Source organism: Paenibacillus sp. FSL R10-2782, from assembly GCF_038592985.1.
Taxonomy (GTDB): domain Bacteria; phylum Bacillota; class Bacilli; order Paenibacillales; family Paenibacillaceae; genus Paenibacillus; species Paenibacillus terrae_C.
Window position 1 is genome coordinate 5,153,131 of the sequence record NZ_CP151951.1, and the last position, 17,621, is coordinate 5,170,751.

Below are 17,621 nucleotides of genomic sequence, written 5' to 3' on the forward strand. Positions count from 1 at the left end.
TCCATATTTAAATCATATTCAAACGCGATGTTCAGTCCGCATCGGAATGCGACGTCACTCTCTCGATATGAATCATTAGATAAACCATCTCGTCAGGAGTAATGATGAACTCATGCTGCTGTTCCATAAACACCTTTATTTTTTGAGCACATTGGAAGCTGGAGGGATACCGTTCCGACAACATGTCATACAAAAAATGCTGATCCTTGAACGAGATAACTTCCCGGTTCAATTGACGAACGATGAAGTAGCGCAAATGGGTGACAAATCTGGAATAGTTCACAGCTTCCTGATCCAGCGCAATCCCGAAATGAACGGACATGATCTCCAGGATGTCATTGATGATTTTCGTAATTCTGATCGTTTGGTTCATGCTGCCTGAATCGAACTGCGAATTGACGAAGTGAAGTGCGATGGAGCTTGCTTCGCCATGGGACATGGTCACATGAAAAACTTCGTTAATGCGGTTCACGGCTTGTTCACCCACACGGTATTCGACAGGATACAAATGACGAATGTCCCAGTGAAGAGGATTCTGAACGTCCAAACCACTTTTAAGGCGTTCCAGTGCAAAATGGATATGATCCGCAAGGGTCAACAAAAGCGAATCGTTAAGCTCTTTCCCAATCATTTCTTGACCCATTTCAATAATCTGATCGGTGATATCTATGACTTGCAGAGGAATGTCGTTGAAAAATTGCTCAATCCGCTGGTATTTGTCATTCTCTCCAATGCGGAACGTTTTTTGGATATGGTCTCGATCAATCCATTGCCCTCTAGCCTTTTTGAAACCAACCCCCGTGCCAATGACAATGACCTCGCAACCATCTTGATCCTCCGCAAGGGCGATGTTGTTATTCAGCGATTTTTTGAATTTCATGCTCTCGTTCACCCCCTGTAGGCAAAAAGCACCACCATAGCTTTCAGTCACAAGTGTACAACTTGTGAAATCCAGACTGTGGTGGTGCCTGATCGAATCAGTGACACTCCTTATTTATCTGCATTTTACAACATTCATGTAATCGCTGTCAAATAAATAATATATGTGACTTTAATCATCATCTATATGTTCTGCGAGCGGGAAAGAAATCCAATGACTCAATCATGAACGTCATAGTCATGCCTAAGAAGCCTTATAGGAAAGTGTGTGTGAAGGTACAAACAGAGAGCCTTTTTCATCTGCTGCACCGGCCCCGAAATAATCCAGCACAGATATGTTGTTGATCGGGTATTGCTCTGGAAAATGGATGCCGGATGCAGGGACGCATACAACCAATGCTTCGTTATCCAGTTCGTACTCGATGGAAACCATAAACCTTCGTGGTCCGCTTCTTTCCTGTTCGATGCCATGCTCGGCATTGTCCAGTTCAAGGTCCTCGGAAGTGTGGCCGATCCACAAATGTACATATGTGGGGTAATGCGACAGTCAACACCCTTTCCAAGCCTTTTTCGACAAATTTCGAGGTGCGAAGGACCCGGGGTTTTTATGTGAGCTTCACATTCGCACCTTACTTGGACAGCCACTTCAAAAATTCAATATAAAATGGTGTTAATCTCCCCAATACTCCTCGGGATGATATTCAATTTCAGAACCGGCTTGAAATGTAAGCTCCCCGGTTTGCTCATCGTATTGTACGCTTTCCGCGGTGACGTAATACCAATGCTTCACAATGGTTCCGTCCTCCGGCGTTACAAATCGGAATACATTCAGTTCCCTGCTATAACGCACAATCTCCTTCGCTGCCTCATGCGGCAGCTCTTGAAACGTGAAGCGAAACACGCCGTCTGCCGATGCCAAACGGCAATCGAAAATCTGTTTGCGGCTGTCAGCAAAGCTGCGACCCGTGACGGCATGCTTGATCAGCCATGTTTCCTGCTGCGCCATTGCGCGCACCTCCTTATTAGGGCAAATCAATCAGCATATAAAAGACAGGCTCCTGCGCCTCCAGCGACAGCTTCGGCTCTTGCTCAATACGGGCCGAATCACGCACGTCTAGCCTATGTTCACCATTCACACGCAGCGAGCCTTCGATAACAAGCAAGAACACGCGTCGCCCTTCAGACTGTGCGAATTCCACACGCTCGCCGGGCTGAAGCTTGCTTAGATAAATCGTTAAATCCTGATGGATCGCAGCTATTTCACCCTCCGTGCCTGGAACACGCTTCCCGGCAACGACAGGCAGAAGCTGACCGTGCAGACGCTCAGGGTTGAACGCTGTAGCTTCATAAGATGGTTCCAGTCCTCTCGTAATCGGGCTAAACCACAATTGAAGTAAACTGACATCCTCCGTTTGCGAAGCGTTGTGCTCCGTATGGATGATCCCGTGGCCCGCAGACATCCGCTGGATACCTCCAAAATTCGTCACCGCCACATGCCCACGGTTGTCCTCATGACGCAGCTCGCCGTACAGTACGATGGAGACAATCTCCATATCACTGTGAGGATGCGCCCCAAAGCCCCGGCCCGGTGCGATCACGTCGTCATTACAGACACGCATGGGACCAAAAGCTGTATTGTTCTCATCCTGATATTCCGCGAATGAAAAGCTGTGGCTGCCCCGCAGCCATCCCTTGTCGAAGCTGAAGCGGGAAGCAGCCGGATATATTGTGAACATAGTAGCCCTCCTTCAGGAAGAAAAATGAGATCAAATCTTTGTTTCATTGTACCCGAGCCACAACGATAAAGCTATGCCCCTGTCTGAGCGATAATTTCGTCCATAAAAGACTGCAAGGTACTGGTTACATAGGCTTCCTTGCGGCGGATAAACACCGTTGTCACTTCATTGTACGGCTCAGGCATTACGTGACAATGCACCAGACCTTGGGCCGCCAGCCCGCTGATCGAGGATTCGGGGAAAACCGTCATTCCAATGCCAGCCGCCACGCTGCCGATAATCGTCTCGAATGTCCCAAATTCCATAATCTGCTTGGGGATAATACCCTCCATCTTGAGCCAGGCTTCCAGTCGCCCACGGTAGCCGCAGCCTTTTTTATATAAAAGGAGCGGACGGGTTGTTACATCCTCAACGGAAAAATCATCCCCTTGGGAAACAAGGACCAGCTTTTCCTGAAACACATCCAATTGTTCAATAAGAGGATGCTTCACTGGCCCGGTCACAAACGCTCCATCCAACCTCATCTCCGCAACCTCCTGTACCAAGTGCTCGGTAACCCCTGCCTTGAGGGACAGCTCGACATCCGGGTACTTGCTATAATAAGCATGTAAAATCGCCGGGAGCGCAATCACCGTCTCCACAATGCCAATCTCCAGCACTCCCGAAGGCGCAGAGGTACTCTGAAACGCAAGTTTCATTTCCTCAAATTGGGACAAAATGCTTTTCGTATATTGCAGCAGACGCTTGCCCTCCGCGTTGAGGATCATGCCCCGCTTATGTCTATAAAATAAAGGCGTTTGCAGCTCCTTTTCCAGCAGCTTGATTCTGGCCGTTACATTGGACTGGACATAGCTAAGCTCGGCTGCCGCCTTGCTGACACTGCCCTGAGCAGCCACCGTCTGGAAAATGTTTAAATCGTTCAGATCCAATACTGCTCCCCCTTATCGTGAAGGGCAAGGCTATCAAAATTGACGAGCCTTGTCACTTATCATCATTTTAAATGATGTTAACGTTTATTTTCAATCATTTTACCAACAGCTCCCTGTCCATTATGATGTGTCCATAAGATATGTCCGCTGTGGTCGGCAAGGGGGAGCTTTTTTTCACCATGAATAGACAAATCATGACCGGATCTTTATTGTGCCTGATCGCCAGTATGTCCTGGGGGGCCATGTTTCCGGTTTCGCACATTGCATTGCAACAAGTCAATCCGCTGTACTTTTCATTTTTACGTTATTTTTCGGTTACGCTCATATTAATTGTGCTATTGTGGCTCAAGGAGGGACGGGCTGCTTTTCGCTTTGAGGGCAAGGGCAAGACATTGCTGTTCTTTGGTACGATGGGATTTACCATTTATAATATGGCCGTTTTCCAGGGTCAGCACGCGATGGGTGCAGCAGGTACCATTGTTGCGTCAATTATGGAAGTGCTGATGCCGATGATTTCCATTGCGATGATATGGGTCATGACCCGTAAAATGCCGCCAAAATACACATTGATCAGTATGATGATCGCACTGGCTGGAGCTATACTCGTGATTACGAACGGAAAATGGACCTTCTTCACACTCGCCGGACAGCACTTGCTGCCGCTGCTGCTCATTTTCGCAGGGGTGATTGGATGGGTCGTGTATTCCATGGGAGGCAGCCATTTTGCAGGCTGGTCCACCCTTCGCTACTCTACCTTAACCTGCCTGCTCGGAACCCTGGTTTCCTTCGTAGTCGTCACGACGGCCTCCGCCTTCAACTGGGTTGCGGTGCCTGATTGGCAGCATGTATGGTCAGTCAAGTACGAAATGAGCTTTATGATCCTGCTTCCGGGGCTGGCGGCCTTGCTGAGCTGGAACGCGGGAATCCGAATGCTGTCACCGTTGAACGGAATTTTATTTATTAACTTTGTACCAATTACCACGCTGGTGCTTATGTATTTCCAAGGCTATACCATCAGCCGATTTGAGCTGTACGGGACAGTGCTGGTCATCTTCGCGCTACTGCTTAACAATATGGTTCAAAGAAGCTCTCTACGCCCTTCCAGCAATCCGCGCCGCCTCCGTTTCCGCTTGGATCGGCGTAAATCATTTCAAAGATAGTACCTATATACAAGCCATACAATGTGTGGCAAAAAGCATAAAAGCGCATAGACAAGGAGGTAAACTCCTGAATCTGTGCGCTTTTATCCGTTTATTATTTCTCTCCGACCTGGAATCGTCCAACTAGCCCACGCAGTTCCTCAGCCATTTGGCTCAGATCCGCTGAGGAAGAAGCAATTTCCTCAATAGAGGCGAGCTGCTGCTCAGCGGCAGCTGAGATTGACTCCGTGTTGCCCGCTGACTCGTTGGAAATATGGGAAATATCGCTCATAATACTCACGACACCTGACGCACCCCGAGCCATTTCCTGTGTCACTCCGGTAATGTCATTGATATGCCCCATCGCTCGTTCGACAGCCTGGCTAATTTCCGCAAAGGATTGCTCAGACGTGCTTACTGAATCAATGCCTTCTGTAACCCGCGTCCGCGCTTGATGCATAGCCGTCAAAGCGTGGTCCATATCCGCCTGCATCGCTTCAATACGCTCTGAAATCAAGGTCGCCGATTTGGCCGATTCCTCGGCCAGCTTGCGTACCTCCGTAGCAACCACGGCAAATCCTTTACCATGCTCACCAGCGCGTGCCGCCTCAATGGATGCATTTAGCGCCAGCATATTCGTTTGTTTGGCAATACCGGATATAACGCTGATGATACTTTCAATTTCGCCGGAGCGTTCACTCAGGGAATCCATCGCATGTCCAAGCTCGTTAACAGTCTCGTCGATATCATGCATCTTCTGTACTGCTCGCGTAGCTGCCTTGCTACCTGCCTGTGCGGACTCAGCGTTTCTCTTCACATGCTCAGATACGCCCACCATACGCTCGGATACGTTCACTGCCTGCTGAGCAAGCTCCTCCATACTTACGGAGCCATGTTTGACGCTTTGAACCTGCTGCTCGCTGCCCACCGCTACTTCCTGAATAGCTATGGTGACATGCTCAATGGCTTTGGTCGTCTGATCTGCACCCGCAGCCAATTCCTCTGCCGAAGAGCTTACCCGATCTGTAGTTTCGTGTACGCTTCGAATCATCGTGCGCAAACTATCCACCATGGTTTGGAAGTGAGCAGACAACTGACCAACCTCATCGGTTTTTCCCGTTTCCAAATCGCCTGTCAAATCTCCTTCACTGATCTGCTCTGCCGATTTTTGCAGTCTGCGAATCGGCACCAGAACGGAACGGGTAATCAGGATAATGGCAACAAGCGCAATTATCAACGAGGCTACCAGCACGAGAATAGTTACGTAACGCATAGCAGCGGTGGCATCGTTAATTTCGGATTGAAAGAAGGTTCCTGCAATTTTCCAGCCGGTATCCTTATTTGTTACATAGGTCAGATACTTCTCTTGACCTTCATACACATGTGTATACTGCCCGCTCGGCGCAGCATACATATCATTAACAAAGCTTGCATCAAGAGATGTACCCGGCTTAGCGGTAGGGTGGACCACAATTTTTTTCGTATGATCCAAAATAATGATATATCCCTCTTGCCCCACTTTAATGGAAGCCAGCTTACGTACACTGTCCAGATTTAGAGAGATCCCGAGAACACCGGACTGGTCGGAGAGCGTTTGAGATACCACGACAACAGGAATACCCGAAGAATTGATGATGACAGGGGTGATTGCCACCTTGCCAGGCTGCTTCATTGCTTCGATATACCAGTCCCGCTTGCGGGGATCATATGTACCTTCGTCCTCTTTAGGCACCCCCCGGATCATCAAGCCCTCTGTTGTACCGACAAAAATATCGGTCGCATCCTCGTGCAAACCTATGTATTGAAACAGCTTGGGCTGAATCAGCGGACTGTTTCGACCATCAATCATGGAGCTGTCGAGTACCTTAGCTAAATAACCCACATCTTTGATTTTACTGGCAAGTGCATATTCAATAACCGAATTAGCCGTCACTACTCCCTGATTTGCACTGCTGTAGAGCTGTTTCTCCATAGCATTAAATGATGATTTATAGGTCGCGATAGATATACTTAAGCTCGGGACCAATAGAATAAGCAGAAAACCTAGAATAAGCTTGTTCCTGAGTGTCCAAATGGTTTTTCTCTTTCGTATTTTTCCCATGTGTTTTTCCCCTTTACTGAAAAGCTATGTTTTTGAAATTACACTCGATGGTAGTTATATCGGTTAAATAAAGCAAATGATTCACATCCAATTTTCGTAAATGAGCAAAACAAAAAAAACGCGCCCTGAGACTAAGGACGCGGTTAATATGATCATTTAGACCTGTACGTTACTGCCTTCATGCTTTTTACGGCTGAACAACTGATCGAGCGAAAGAAAACGTGCGCCGACCAACGCTTGCTGAAGACTGGCGAACAGAACCAAAAGATCGAATTCAATTGAGCCAAAAGGTTGTCCTTTTTTAGCAGTTAACAGAACACCGATCATGACGATCGTCAATGCTGCTCCGGCGATTCTTGTTCCGATACCCAGAACCAGTGCAATACCTCCAACCAGCTCAACCGCAGCGACCACAGGGGCCAACCAGCCGGGAAGCCCGATACTTTGGAAGAAACCCGAGGTTCCGTCTAATCCCTGAAATTTTTGTGACCCGTGAACAATAAAAATAACCCCTGTAAAGATTCGTACCAACAGTAATCCAATATTCGTAAGTGTTTGATTCATATGCTCATCTCCTTTTAATTTGTGTACAGATTAGATAACCAACACTACAAAATGTAGTGTACTATGCATCAATAATCGGTAGCGCATAAAGCGCCACCCATTAGGATATATCTTGACAAACTACATTAACGCCAGGGCAAACATAAGCGTCAGCATCACTAGCACATAGCTGGATAACATAATCGAACGCCAGGGCAGTCGGATTACCGGCTCTTGCTGAGGGTCTAGAATACGCGAGATCCGATAATTAATGGACGTTTCTGCAAAAGAGGAACAAGCGGCGGAATTAACCAAATGGGCATTCGCGGGCGTCATACTCAGCAGTTTGAGCAATGCACTTCCAATTCCCATTGGTGAACCTGTGCGTTTAATTGCTTCATTGTCAGCCAAAATTTCACGGGCTATCTTATAATGGTTGGTAATATGACGTAGCACCGGCAAGTAGAACAGCAGTGTGGCGCACATTTGCAGCAACCATGTCTTTAATGGATCATAATGCTTCATATGATACGCTTCATGGTATATGACCGCCTCTTCCTCGTACTTGTCCAGTAGGGACAGCAATGAGGAGGATAATACAATGCGAGGCTTCCATAATCCCATGGTGAATGCGGCAGGCTTGGCATAATCAATGACCCAAATCCGGTCGGCTCCCAGTTCACGATATCGTTCACCCAGTGCCTCCGTCAGCGGCAGGTCACGCATCCGGCGCAGTCTGCGGAAAGCCGCCCTTGTGGCCATACACTGCCGTATCGCTTCTACACCAGCAATGCCGAAGGTAAGGAAGACCAATCCACTGAGTGCATCCACCATGTAACCAATCCCGTAGTTTTGCAACAGACTTCTACAAATCTGAAACACGTTAAAATCCAATTTCCAGCCGAAAATATGCTGCCCGGCGTACATACCCATTTGTATAAGGGCGAAACCCGAAATAAAGGCGCCTGCTGTAAACAGTAATTTAGAACGTGTTTTCCACATCGTCTATATATCCTTTTTCCATTGTTTAATTTTTTGTTCCAGACGTTCGATCAGCATAGGATCAGCCACCTCCAGAGCATCAATCATATGATTTACAGCGAGTGGACCGAATTCATCCACCAGTTCGTGGCTTAACTCCTTGGACTGTTCATCCCTGAATTCTTCCCTGCTCAAAACCGGTCGATACAAAGACGTTCTCCCACGTATACTCTTACTCAGTATTCCCTTTTCCACCAGACGATTCATCACGGTCATCACCGTATTGAAATTAAAGTCCCGATCCCCCTCCAACGCGGTCTGCACTTCTTTAATGCTCTGATCCGAAGTGGACCATAAAATATCCATAATTTTGGCTTCCAGAGGTCCGAAAAATCGGTTGAGTCCGGTTTCGCCAGTTTTAAAATTCAGTCGTTTCATAAGAAGCACCTCACACTACCGATTGTAGTGTACACTTCCTGATAAAGTCAACCGTCACACGTTATGTCAGTTTCTTTAAAGGGATTTATCTTCATCCGCCGAGTGTCTCCATCCGGCGGCAATTCATGGCCTGATCCGCTTCAGCTCAATCCGCCAATCTGTAGCCTACACCTCTTACCGTTGCAATATATTCAGGCTCCGCAGGCCGGTCGCCCAGCTTCTTGCGCAAGCTTTTGACATGCACATCCACGACATTGCTGCCACCTACAAAATCCGTCTCCCAGATATCATGCATCATCTGTTCACGAGAAATAACTTTGCCTTGAGCATCCAGTAGCTTCAAGAGCAAGTCGTATTCCGTTTTGGTCAGATTTAATTGATTCTCTTCTTTATATACTAACATTTTATCACGGTCAATCCAGATGTCCTTGAACACCGTACGACGGCTACCTTGCGTTGCCTGACGGGAAGTTGCTGGATGACGTACAATCATCCGTTCAATATCATGCACCATATGATTGGAAGCCGCTGGCCATACCAGCACCTCTTCCGAAGGAAGCAGCTCATGCGCACGCACAGCCATCCGATCCTGTATCACATACATGACCGGTGTATCTTTCATCTGTTCCGCCTCAAGACGATTACGGATATCCAGTAATTCACTCCGTGTATCGGTAGCGGTCAAATCATAAATCAGCAGATCGCTTCCCAGATGACGTTGTACTTCAGGCTCCCAGCGGTGGAACACCATCACATCAAAGCACGCATCTGACAACGTACGCACCAAGCCGTGAACGACACCTGGAACCGAGCTGATCAGAACGATGCGACGCGTCGTTGGACAGTATAAAGGCTCATTGGAAGGAACCGTCTGTAACGCAGGGGCAGAAGGAGCTGACAGCATAGATGTCCAGATGCCCTTTACCCGTCTCGGCATATCTGCCGCTTTGAGCCGACTCGTTACCTGATTCGCTTGCTTTGGCATTCCTTACACACTCCTCCGAATACGACATGGGCATGGGCAATGGTATACCCCGTTTCATGCGCAACCGTCTCAATCCATTCGTGTGGAACCTCGCTCATCACTTCATCTACCCGGCCGCATACCTCACAAATAATATGCTGATGATCGTCCATCCGACCGTCATAACGACTGGCAGCTTCCCCCAGTTTCAATTCCCGGATTAATTCCTTATCCGTCAAATAACGCAGTGAATTATAGACCGTTCCATAGGCCAGATTATATCCGCGCTCCATCAACCGATTCATAACATCGGCCGCAGTAGGATGATCGTGGGCCTCACGAACCACATCATACACCGCCTGGCGCTGCGAAGTTAAATTTAAAGTTCTCATACCGCATCTCCCTTAACGAACGCAGATTATATTTATTCTCAACTTATAATTACAACAATAAATTAATTTAGAATAAGTATAAATCCTAATTCATTTCAAGTCAATGGGATCGGATAAATTGAGCCACTTTGCAACACAATGTAAACAAGATATACGTTCAGCTCATACACACGGGGAGGATATGTTATGAAAATACTATGGATATTCACACTCTTTATGCTACTCATGCTCGGAAACAACCTGCTGATCAACTGGATATTTGGTGTCCGTATTCCTTGGCAGCCTATGTTACTAGCTCTTCGCACCATGCGTCCATCCGAATATATTGTCTTGGTAGGCATGCTACTGTTATTCTTGTTATCCGTCGGCAAAAAGCAAATTGGACATGCAATTCGCTTCTTTTTTTCACAATGGTCACGTTTTCTGAGAGTTCCCGCTTCTTCCTCTGTCTCCACCTCTGCTTCTACGCCTGAGAGCGATCAGAAAGAGCAGAAAGGGGACAATGTAAACAAATAATGGATGGATAAATATTAAGGACTGTCGCCCAAATTCAAAATGCTCGCTCAAGTTGGACGTTTCGATTTGGGACCATAGTAAAATAATGATACCGCAGGAAAACAGCGTTTTTCGGTATGGTAAACCAAATATATCGGAGATCCCTATCGCAGTTGCATAAAAGAATAGTGCCACTTTAAAAAAATCCCCGATGATAACGGACATCAGTATAATGACATCGGGACGCTGCACGTATTCTGAAAGCTGTACGTTAGCAAACGTGCTTAATAATGGAAAAATAGAACGTTCTGTAATATCTGCACCCAAGACGGTTACGTTTAATATTGCTGCTTCAACCAAAACGATGCCCCCAACTAAAATGCCCACATAACCTGCTCTGGTGATCTGCGAAGGCTTGCGTACACAAGGGATAAACATCATGAAACAGATCATTTCCCCATAAGGAAAGGCCAAATGTTCTCTAATCACTGCGTGGAGTATAGGCTTAAAGCCCTCATTCATTACGGGCATCAGCTCTTCCAGATGAATGCTGCCTGACAAGATTAATAATGTATTTCCAAAGAAAATAACGAGCACCACCACCATAAGAAATATCTGCCCGGTGCGAGCCAACACTTCAAATCCAAGCCAGAGGACATAAATCACACATATAACCATCAGAAAAGCAACGATCAGACTCGGCGTTTTTTCCAATACGTTGACACGAACCAGTTCAGTCTCGTCACGCAGATTTCGGCTGGTCAAATACATAAAAAACAGAATATACATCATCCCAATCACTGTACCACCCGTATTACCGACCAATTCACGAGCATAGGTGGTCAACGATTGGCCGGGAAACATCTCGGCCGTGTAAGTGTACATTCGAAACAACATCATCCCGGCAACCATGGCAATGAGCTGGACAATCCATGTATTCCGTTCAACTTCACTATCCAAGTTAATAATGACCGCATTTCCCAAGAGAAAATGGAACATGAGAATGAGTATCTGCCCAGTACTGACAAGCCTTACGTGCCCAAGACCGTTATTCACGAAGCATTTTCCTTCCCTTTTTTGTTTTCGGGCTTTCTGAACCAAGACATCATAAGCAACAGGAGCGGAAAAAATATAGAAAATATGGGGAATATCCATTTCAACACGAAATCTCCTATTTTAATATGCTCCTGATAGCTTTGAGCCATCAGCACCGAAGATATGAGCATAATTATTCCGAATGGCAGCAGCAACTTGCGGCTAGAAATGTTAAATACGTCTTCTGCTGCCTTTATCGCCGCATAATAGAAAATAAAGATCTTAAAAAAATCAAAGATAATGACGGTCATGACCCCAATAACATCCACCCTGTCGATGAAATTCGATATTTCCACCTTGCTGATCGTGGATAGTATCGGGTACGTGGCGCGCTGGAACACGTCCTCTCCGAGTGAAAGGACGTTTACCATTGCAACTATGGTCAGGATGATGCCTCCCAGCAGTACAGCAGAAATACCAACGCCGTTGGCACGATAGTCTTTCTTTAATGTGGGAAGAATCATCGTAAAGGAAACCATCTCACCAAACGGCAGCATCAAGGCCTGTGAATAAATCACCCGCCATATCGGCTGCCAGCCATGCTGGGCAATAGGCAGCAGATTACCCCAATCCAAAATGCCGGACAACACGAGCATTACATTCGTTGCGAGCCCTAGTACCAACATAAAGGCCAGCAGCCAAATTGCTGTTCGCCCTGCCACTTCAAGCCCTAAATGCATCACATACATTACAAGCGCGATCATCAGAGCACTGATGATGATTAACGGTGTATGCGGGAGTGTCCGATTGGCAATTAGCGTCCCCGTATCTTGAAGATCACGTGCCCCACCGTACATAAAAAAAACAATATATAAAAAAGCAATCACGCCTCCTGCCTTTCTGCCCATGATAACTTTGCTGTATTGCGTCATAAGCAAATTGGGGAAGCGCCTGTGAAGGCTGCCGTAGCACAGAAAAAGCAGAGCCCCAAGCCCTGTTGCGCTGAGGATAGCCAACCATGCATCCTTGCCCGCTTCCCTCCCTGGAATGGACATCACAGACGTTCCCAATTCAAATAGAATCATGAGGGAAATCACCTCAATCGCATCCATTTGTATTTTTTTCATCGCCTTCCCTCCTCCCCCTATTCAACTACTCGGATTCACCCCTTGAGTACGGGTTGGTCCGTGTCTGCGTATGCTTCAGTACCGAAGTGACCTGAACACGAACAGTGCCTTCTGCAAAATAACGGTCCCATTGACTAGAAAGCCTTTTCCATTGCGCAGGATGGCTTCTCTCCAGCTCAAGGCCGAAACCGAGTACATCGCTACGGGTACGCTGAACCTCTCTAACCGTTGATGAAACCAATTTTTTCGTTTCCTCTGCCCATTGCCCCTGCAAGCTTTTCATCACCTCTGGATTTTTCAAGTCAATCGAACACTCAACCTCCTGTATCGCTCCGGCTTGCTTTAAGTCAATTACAAAAACAGGCTCTCCTTGCTCCATCAGGGTGCGTACTTTTGCCTTAGAGAACAAGGTTTCGATCCCGATGACTTTGCCTTTCTTGCCGCAGCTCAATGTTGATTGAGCACTTTTCACTTTGTTGTTCACGATAGACATTCCAATCGCCTGGCCATCTTCCAACCAGTGTATGAGACGTTCCTTTCGGAACACTCCCATCCCAGTAATGTGCACGAGCGCTTCCGGTAAAATATTGTCCACATTGTTCTTACGGGGAGCCTGCTCTAGATTCCCTTCCACTTTTACACCCGTAAGAACTGGGCCCCCGCCCTTATTGGACATGCTGCGAATGACATCGTCGAGACTCACGGCGTAATCCCCAGCGTACAGACGCTCAGATGTTTCCAGCTTTCCTGCAATATCATTAGCGGGAATACGACCGATCGCAGTCATGGTTGCCAGTACATCCTTCCCAGTCTCACCGCGCGCTACCAGCATTTTCATCGTGAGCCGGGTTTCCGTATACCTTTCCAGAAAATCCAGTGTATCTCCGATTCCACGCCGCGCCAGATCTTCTCCAATGACAACCAATCTTGTATGGGCCAGGGAAATTTCGCGTGGAACCTTCTGTGAAGCTTTACGGATGGCTTGAAAAAGACTGTTCCCCTTTTCCTGAAACAACACGATAGGGGTATCTCCTCTAGCTTTAGCCCCGGCGATTTCGTCTGCCACGATAACCTGCAGGGAAACCTCATAATCCGTCTCTCCAGCTACATCAATGCCTATTGCCGCTACAACTGCTCTCTGATTTAGCTCTACTGAATCCCAGCAACCAGATAGAAGGGACATCAATAGTAGCCCCACCAGACTCAGAGCCCACATTCTTCCCTTGAAGGTTACTGTGTTCCGCTCATTCCCCTTTCCCTGATACACCTTCGGCTCCCCCCTCCTGCATCGGTGTCGTTTTATCGGAAGAGGAAATTCCACTTCCATCCTTCATTCGTGTCTGGTTAGTAGATGTAATACTTTTAGGACGTGTCCGCATCATCCAGAATGGGAGACGCAATACAGCATCCTTTTGACTCTTCAGTACAAAGGGGCTGAAAGGGGCCATGTAGGGCACCCCAAAAGAACGTATGCTGTTCATATGGGCAATCAGCGCAATCAGCCCCAATGTAATGCCATACAGTCCCATAAACGCTGACAGTATCATAAAAACAAATCGGAACAGTCTCCCGGCCACCGCCATGTTATAGGCTGGAATGGCAAAGCTGGCAATCCCCGTCAGGGCTACCACAATCGTGAGCAGCGGGGTGACGATCCCGGCCTCCACAGCCGCTTGTCCCAAAACAAGCGCACCAATAACGGATACCGTTTGTCCACCCACACGTGGCATTCGAATACCTGCTTCACGCAAGATCTCGAAGGTAACCTCCAAAAGAAGCGCCTCCAGAAATGCTGGAAAAGGAACGGATTCCCGCTGAGCCAGTATGCTGATCAGCAGCGGGGTCGGTATCATTTCATAATGGTAGGTGGTTAAGGCAATGTAGAGAGAGGGTCCCAGAATTAGAATGATAAAGCTGATATATCGAATGAGTCGGACGACAGTCGCCATATCGTAACGTTCCTCATAATCCGAAGCACTCTGAAAGAATTGGGCAAATACGGTAGGCATCACCAGTACAAACGGATTTCCATCTATGATGAGCGCCACTCGGCCCTCCATAATATTGCTACTGATCGTATCGGGTCTTTCCGTGTTATAGATCGTTGGGAATGGTGTAAAATTATGGTCCTGTATCATTTCCTCTACCATACCGGATTCAAATACGGCGTCGATATTGATGTTTTTTACCCGTTGACGAACTTCATCTACGACACTTGGATCTGCAATATTCTTCATATACAGCATGGCTACATTTGTGAGGGACGTGCTCCCTACTTTGAACATCTCCATCGTAAGATCGGAGCTTTTAATTCGTCGTCGGACAAGAGAGAGATTCGTGAACAGGGATTCCACAAATCCCTCTTTCGGCCCCCTGACGACAGACTGTGTGCTAGGTTCGTTGACCGCACGCGTCTCTCCTCCACGTGTACCGCACGCAATGGCCTTTTTACAGCCTTCCAGTAAAATGATCGTATCTCCCATCAATAGCTGTTCCATCATGGAATTCCAATCATCGCATTCCTTCACTTCACCAAGTTCAAGTGCATGGCCCTGTATCTGACTGAATAGCCTTTCTGCACTTTCTACCTCAGCAGCCACCTCGGCGGACGGTCGGCCAAGCAACGATTTCATGACAAGTTCATTCACCGTGTCCGTCTTGACCATACTATCCAAAAATACAATGGCGGCAGGAATGTCCGCTTTCAGTCCCACACTAAAGCGACGAATCAGGAAGTCCGGGCTGTCTGACGTCAACTCCTTGATCTGTTGTAAGTTGGCTTCCACATTAACTTCAATCTTGAAAGAACGTGAAGACTTTCCATTATTCTTGTCCGCACCCGCCTTTTTATTATGTTTGCGATAGGGATAACGAATCATGAGCAAACCTCATCTCCAGAAAGGTAGCAATAGACACCACCTGTTTTTCCTAATTCTTGTATGTTTGGAGTATGCTCAATCTATTCCCAGTTATGCACTACATGCAAGGACGAAACGTTATAAGTCACACTAGCGTATTAAATTTCAAATAATTCTGCATTTTCAAGCCTAACATTCGTTTTTTTGATAATATGAAGTAATATGCCTCTCGGGAGGGTTAGCATCTTGTTTAGTACGTTTTTTGTAAATACCTGTATCCTTGTTACCTTTCTGTACATAACCGGTGTCATATCGCAAAGATATAAAATACGTCTCCAAAATTTAAAACGTAAAGCTCATTGGATCGGAGGCGCTCTTTTTGGGTGCTATGGCATTGTCTTGATGTGCTATTCGATCCCAGTTGGTTTTAATACCATTGCCGATCTTCGTCATCTGGCTATCGTAGCTACGGCGGCTTACATTGGCGGCCCGGCAACACTCATGGCTACCCTATTTATATGCTTAGGCAGATTATTGCTGTTTGGTGTCACCACTCAAGCCATTGTGGGGGCTTTTTTTATGATGCTCGTGGGCCTGGGTTGCGCTTTGCTGTCAAATCTGTCCTGGTCACGTTTAACGAAGCTGATGATGATGAACGTTTTCGCTTTGGGCATTATTTTCTGCTCTCTCTCAATTAATTTGAATGATATTGATGATGTTCTGAACGTTTATCCGCTCCATTTCGTTATTTCTATGGCAGGTGGATTTCTCCTGTATCTCATAGCCGAGTCCATCAACACGTCCAATGAGCTGTTGCTTCGTCTGGAGCATACCTCCTTTACAGACTATCTCACGAATCTGAGCAACAGAAGACAGCTTGAATTTTCACTGGAAGAGAAGCTTCCCCAAGCTCGTCAACGCCATGAGCATCTATCTATACTTGTATTGGATATTGATCATTTTAAAGAAGTGAACGATACCTACGGTCATGCGGCGGGGGATGCGGTGCTGCGCCAGCTAGGTCAGATTTTGAGGAAAAAATGTCGCTCCTTTGATGTGGTAACCCGCAGCGGCGGGGAGGAATTCACCGTACTTCTGCCGAATTGTGCTTTCCGGCAAGCGTTACGTATAGCGAATCAGATCCTTGGCGGGGTAGATCAGTACGAGTTCGTTGTATCAGACGGGCTTATACTCAAAGTCACAGTGTCTATCGGCGTAACGACCTTTCCCGATAACGGGGAGGATATGTCCGGAGCGGCTCTGCTGGAACAGGCGGATAGAGCACTATACGAAGCTAAAAATGCAGGGCGTAATCGGGTCTGCTCCTATCAGGCATAAAGCTCGGCATTCTTTTCATTTACGATTTCGCATCATATGAGTACCCTGCAGAAATAGCCGATACATCCCTCTCTTGGAAGAGTCGTATCGGCTATTATCCGTTTTGAAAAAAATGTGTTAATCCCCTTTGGAAGAAGCCTTGGCATCCTCGCCTTCATTACGGATGCTGCCGCCCACCACCAGCGTTGTACGCTTGGCGAGTGAAGCCAGCGTATGAGACTCCCATACCTCCAGCATACGTCGTTCGCTCTCGACCAAGATTTCGGATACGGCGGTTGCAAGCTCCCCACAAAAGGGGTTCGTCTCTGGTTCATGCATCATACCTGGAAAAATCGGATCACATATTTCAATGGCGTGGTATATATCGGCAAGTGTAATATGCTCCGCCGAACGGGTAAGCACATAGCCTCCCTCACGGCCTTCACGTGCTGCTATTAATTCTGCCTGTACAAGTCGCGTCAGCACCCTGCGCACCAAGGTGACCTCACAGTCGATAGAGCGGGCAATAGATCCGCTGGCACAGAGCTCTCCATGCTTTTCCAAATAGACAAGCGCCTTTACCGCCACCCCAAGCCATCTGGGCGTTGCGGTGCGTAGTCTTTTTTCACTATTCAAATGAAATGACACCCCTAAGCTGTAGAAACTTCGTTGAATGCATTGTACGTG

General features: G+C 47.2%; 18 protein-coding genes. 2 read left to right on the forward strand and 16 right to left on the reverse strand.

Going from position 1 to position 17,621, the window contains the following annotated elements; all coding sequences use genetic code 11:
* Nucleotides 1–31: 31 nt before the first annotated feature.
* From NST83_RS23490 to NST83_RS23510, 5 genes are all read right to left on the reverse strand, one after another.
* The gene (locus tag NST83_RS23490) at nt 32–880 is read right to left on the reverse strand and encodes a PRD domain-containing protein (RefSeq protein WP_342415849.1); all 849 of its coding nucleotides are present in this window, start codon (nt 878–880) and stop codon (nt 32–34) included.
* 243 nt (nt 881–1,123) lie between these two features.
* Nucleotides 1,124–1,399 carry a DUF5696 domain-containing protein gene (locus NST83_RS23495; protein WP_342415850.1) on the reverse strand — a complete coding sequence of 92 codons (276 nt, stop codon included), beginning with the start codon at nt 1,397–1,399 and terminating at the stop codon, nt 1,124–1,126.
* A gap of 150 nt (nt 1,400–1,549) precedes the next feature.
* A complete protein-coding gene (locus tag NST83_RS23500) occupies nt 1,550–1,885 on the reverse strand; it encodes a hypothetical protein (RefSeq protein WP_342415851.1) in 336 nt (111 codons plus the stop codon).
* Nucleotides 1,886–1,901: 16 nt separating this feature from the next.
* Nucleotides 1,902–2,615 carry a pirin family protein gene (locus tag NST83_RS23505; protein ID WP_342415852.1) on the reverse strand — a complete coding sequence of 238 codons (714 nt, stop codon included), beginning with the start codon at nt 2,613–2,615 and terminating at the stop codon, nt 1,902–1,904.
* A 71-nt stretch (nt 2,616–2,686) separates the two neighbouring features.
* Nucleotides 2,687–3,544 (reverse strand): LysR family transcriptional regulator, encoded by an 858-nt coding sequence (locus tag NST83_RS23510; RefSeq protein WP_342415853.1) that lies wholly within the window; start codon nt 3,542–3,544, stop codon nt 2,687–2,689.
* A gap of 179 nt (nt 3,545–3,723) precedes the next feature.
* Between NST83_RS23510 and NST83_RS23515 the strand changes: the two genes are divergently transcribed.
* Entirely contained in the window at nt 3,724–4,704 is a 981-nt protein-coding gene (locus NST83_RS23515; protein ID WP_342415854.1) for a DMT family transporter, read from the forward strand.
* Between the two features lie 94 nt (nt 4,705–4,798).
* Here NST83_RS23515 and NST83_RS23520 read toward each other — a convergent pair whose 3' ends face one another.
* The 10 genes from NST83_RS23520 to NST83_RS23565 all read right to left on the reverse strand — a co-directional run bounded on the left by NST83_RS23520 (nt 4,799) and on the right by NST83_RS23565 (nt 15,638).
* Nucleotides 4,799–6,784 (reverse strand): methyl-accepting chemotaxis protein, encoded by a 1,986-nt coding sequence (locus NST83_RS23520; RefSeq protein ID WP_342415855.1) that lies wholly within the window; start codon nt 6,782–6,784, stop codon nt 4,799–4,801.
* Nucleotides 6,785–6,940: 156 nt separating this feature from the next.
* A complete protein-coding gene (locus NST83_RS23525; RefSeq protein WP_342415856.1) occupies nt 6,941–7,348 on the reverse strand; it encodes a DoxX family protein in 408 nt (135 codons plus the stop codon).
* Between the two features lie 120 nt (nt 7,349–7,468).
* Nucleotides 7,469–8,329: a M56 family metallopeptidase gene (locus NST83_RS23530; protein ID WP_342415857.1), complete on the reverse strand. Its 861-nt coding sequence runs from the start codon at nt 8,327–8,329 to the stop codon at nt 7,469–7,471.
* Between the two features lie 3 nt (nt 8,330–8,332).
* Nucleotides 8,333–8,746, reverse strand: coding sequence for a BlaI/MecI/CopY family transcriptional regulator (locus NST83_RS23535; protein WP_137060660.1), 414 nt, complete (start codon nt 8,744–8,746; stop codon nt 8,333–8,335).
* Between the two features lie 145 nt (nt 8,747–8,891).
* Entirely contained in the window at nt 8,892–9,731 is an 840-nt protein-coding gene (locus tag NST83_RS23540) for a winged helix-turn-helix domain-containing protein (RefSeq protein ID WP_342415858.1), read from the reverse strand.
* Nucleotides 9,707–10,102, reverse strand: a complete 396-nt coding sequence (locus NST83_RS23545) for a transcriptional repressor (RefSeq protein WP_137060662.1) — start codon at nt 10,100–10,102, stop codon at nt 9,707–9,709. The genes NST83_RS23540 and NST83_RS23545 overlap by 25 nt, the downstream gene beginning before the upstream one ends.
* 414 nt (nt 10,103–10,516) lie before the next feature.
* The gene (locus tag NST83_RS23550) at nt 10,517–11,653 is read right to left on the reverse strand and encodes a GerAB/ArcD/ProY family transporter (protein ID WP_342415859.1); all 1,137 of its coding nucleotides are present in this window, start codon (nt 11,651–11,653) and stop codon (nt 10,517–10,519) included.
* Nucleotides 11,650–12,759 (reverse strand): GerAB/ArcD/ProY family transporter, encoded by a 1,110-nt coding sequence (locus tag NST83_RS23555; protein ID WP_342415860.1) that lies wholly within the window; start codon nt 12,757–12,759, stop codon nt 11,650–11,652. Before NST83_RS23555 ends, NST83_RS23550 begins: the two co-directional genes overlap by 4 nt.
* Before the next feature lie 25 nt (nt 12,760–12,784).
* Nucleotides 12,785–14,026, reverse strand: a complete 1,242-nt coding sequence (locus NST83_RS23560) for a Ger(x)C family spore germination protein (RefSeq protein ID WP_342415861.1) — start codon at nt 14,024–14,026, stop codon at nt 12,785–12,787.
* Nucleotides 14,004–15,638, reverse strand: a complete 1,635-nt coding sequence (locus NST83_RS23565) for a spore germination protein (protein WP_137060665.1) — start codon at nt 15,636–15,638, stop codon at nt 14,004–14,006. The genes NST83_RS23560 and NST83_RS23565 overlap by 23 nt, the downstream gene beginning before the upstream one ends.
* A 225-nt stretch (nt 15,639–15,863) precedes the next feature.
* Between NST83_RS23565 and NST83_RS23570 the strand changes: the two genes are divergently transcribed.
* Nucleotides 15,864–16,955, forward strand: a complete 1,092-nt coding sequence (locus NST83_RS23570; protein WP_342415862.1) for a diguanylate cyclase — start codon at nt 15,864–15,866, stop codon at nt 16,953–16,955.
* Between the two features lie 117 nt (nt 16,956–17,072).
* Here the strand turns inward: NST83_RS23570 and NST83_RS23575 are convergent, their stop codons facing one another.
* Nucleotides 17,073–17,570, reverse strand: a complete 498-nt coding sequence (locus tag NST83_RS23575; protein ID WP_342415863.1) for an Rrf2 family transcriptional regulator — start codon at nt 17,568–17,570, stop codon at nt 17,073–17,075.
* Between the last annotated feature and the right edge of the window lie 51 nt (nt 17,571–17,621).

Coding starts and splice junctions, on each gene's coding strand:
- NST83_RS23490 (WP_342415849.1), bottom strand. CDS start 880: ATGAAATTCAAAAAATCGCTGAATAACAACATCGCCCTTGCGGAGGAT.
- NST83_RS23500 (WP_342415851.1), bottom strand. CDS start 1,885: ATGGCGCAGCAGGAAACATGGCTGATCAAGCATGCCGTCACGGGTCGC.
- NST83_RS23505 (WP_342415852.1), bottom strand. CDS start 2,615: ATGTTCACAATATATCCGGCTGCTTCCCGCTTCAGCTTCGACAAGGGA.
- NST83_RS23515 (WP_342415854.1), top strand. CDS start 3,724: ATGAATAGACAAATCATGACCGGATCTTTATTGTGCCTGATCGCCAGT.
- NST83_RS23520 (WP_342415855.1), bottom strand. CDS start 6,784: ATGGGAAAAATACGAAAGAGAAAAACCATTTGGACACTCAGGAACAAG.
- NST83_RS23525 (WP_342415856.1), bottom strand. CDS start 7,348: ATGAATCAAACACTTACGAATATTGGATTACTGTTGGTACGAATCTTT.
- NST83_RS23530 (WP_342415857.1), bottom strand. CDS start 8,329: ATGTGGAAAACACGTTCTAAATTACTGTTTACAGCAGGCGCCTTTATT.
- NST83_RS23535 (WP_137060660.1), bottom strand. CDS start 8,746: ATGAAACGACTGAATTTTAAAACTGGCGAAACCGGACTCAACCGATTT.
- NST83_RS23540 (WP_342415858.1), bottom strand. CDS start 9,731: ATGCCAAAGCAAGCGAATCAGGTAACGAGTCGGCTCAAAGCGGCAGAT.
- NST83_RS23545 (WP_137060662.1), bottom strand. CDS start 10,102: ATGAGAACTTTAAATTTAACTTCGCAGCGCCAGGCGGTGTATGATGTG.
- NST83_RS23555 (WP_342415860.1), bottom strand. CDS start 12,759: ATGAAAAAAATACAAATGGATGCGATTGAGGTGATTTCCCTCATGATT.
- NST83_RS23565 (WP_137060665.1), bottom strand. CDS start 15,638: ATGATTCGTTATCCCTATCGCAAACATAATAAAAAGGCGGGTGCGGAC.